The following is a 1,598-nucleotide window of genomic DNA, read 5'->3' as shown; positions in this document are numbered from 1 at the left end:
CGATCGCAGTCGGCGGGCTTGAGCGTCCCTGACCAGCGCCAGAACGATGCGGCGCGGGTGCCGCCTTGGTAGACCGTGTTCTTCGACGCCCGCATTCCGGCATTGAACACTTTCACACCCGCCGTGCCGCCATTGTCGTTCATGAAGATCACCAGGGTCTCGCGCTCGATGCCCAGTGCCTTGAGCCTCTCTAAGAGCTTCCCCACATTGTCGTCTATGTTGGCAATCATCCCAAAGAACTTCGCCGCCTGTTTATCTACTTTCCCAGCGTAGCGCGCCTCATCCTCAGGGCGCACTTGTAGCGGCCCGTGGGGAGCGTTGGGCGTAATGTAGGCGAAGAACGGCGCTTTCCCCCCTCGCTTCTCTTCGATCCAGCGGGTGGCTTGGTCAAAGAACACATCGGTGCAGTAGCCCTTGGTCTTCTCGAAGCGTCCGTTGTGCCAGATCGCGGGGTCGAAGTAAGTATTGCCCGGTGCATCGCCGCAGGTGCCCGGATAGCTCTGCCCGATTCCCCCCGCGCCATGAATAAAGACCTCATCGAAGCCGCGCTTATCGGGCTGGTAGGCATCTTCGTCGCCTAAATGCCACTTGCCAAAGATCCCCGTGGCGTAGCCTGCTTTCTTCAGCACCTGCGCCAGCGTCGTGGCTTTAAGGGAGAGCCGTTCGCGTTCATAGATCGTGTGGCTGATCCCCGAGCGCATCTCGTGCTTGCCGGTGAGCAGTGCCGCGCGTGTCGGGGAGCACGTCGGGCTGACATGAAAGTGGGTGAACCGAACGCCTTCGTCGTGGAGGCGGTCTATATTTGGCGTCTTGAGAACCGGGTTGCCGTTGCAGGAGAGATCGCCAAAGCCCTGATCATCGGTGAGGATAATAACAATATGGGGCTGCTTCATCCTGCCATTTTAGCACAGATTAGCGTAGCGCAGGCATGGTTGTTTCTCTACCCCAATCTGGGATCAGGCTGCTGAATCTTGCTTTGCTCTAATGTTTCAGTCCGTTGGGCCTCTGTGTTACAATGGGGCGAAATGCAAAAAATATTCGATGTTTTCGGGATGTGTAATGCGCTCTTTGACCTCCAGGCAGAAGTGAGCGAGACGATTTTAAGTGAGCTGGGCGTGGAGAAAGGGACGATGCGCCTCGTCTCCGCCGAGGAGCAGCGGGCGCTGGTTCCGGCGGTCTACACCCATATTGTGAACACCCAGGCCGGTGGCTCCGGGGCGAACACGATAATTGGTATCGCGCAGATGGGAGGCACCACCAGCTTCACCAGCCGCGTGGGCCGCGATGAGCACGGGCCGATGTACAAAGCGAGCCTGGAGGAGTTTGGAGTCAAGCCGAATCTAGGTGAGGCACTTGCAGGAGAAACCGGCCTCTGCCTGGTGCTGATCACGCCCGATGCCCAGCGCACGATGGGGACATTTCTGGGGGTCTCCCAGGAGCTGCACCCAGAAGACATCAATGTGCCGGATCTGGTTCTCAGCAAGTATCTCTACGTCACAGGCTATCTCTGGGACACGGACACCCAGAAAGAAGCGGTCACCTTTGCCATGCGTGAGGCTAAGCAAGTCGGTACCAAAGTCGCGCTCTCGCTCTCGGAT

The 1,598-nt window shown here is 58.3% G+C and carries 2 protein-coding genes; one reads left to right on the top strand and one right to left on the bottom strand.

Annotated elements, in window-relative coordinates:
• The coding region (locus ACH2EH_RS12300) for an arylsulfatase (protein ID WP_395142063.1) at window positions 1–893 on the bottom strand (893 nt) is incomplete at its 3' end.
• Window positions 894–1,025: 132 nt separating this feature from the next.
• On the opposite strand from ACH2EH_RS12300, the gene ACH2EH_RS12295 reads away from it, so the two are divergent.
• Window positions 1,026–1,598: adenosine kinase (locus ACH2EH_RS12295; RefSeq protein WP_395142062.1), on the top strand; the 573-nt coding region annotated here is incomplete at its 3' end.

The organism is Armatimonas sp. (assembly GCF_043760365.1).
Lineage (GTDB): Bacteria > Armatimonadota > Armatimonadia > Armatimonadales > Armatimonadaceae > Armatimonas.
Note: the sequence above shows the minus strand (reverse complement) of the source record. Positions and strands in the feature narration are given on the sequence as shown.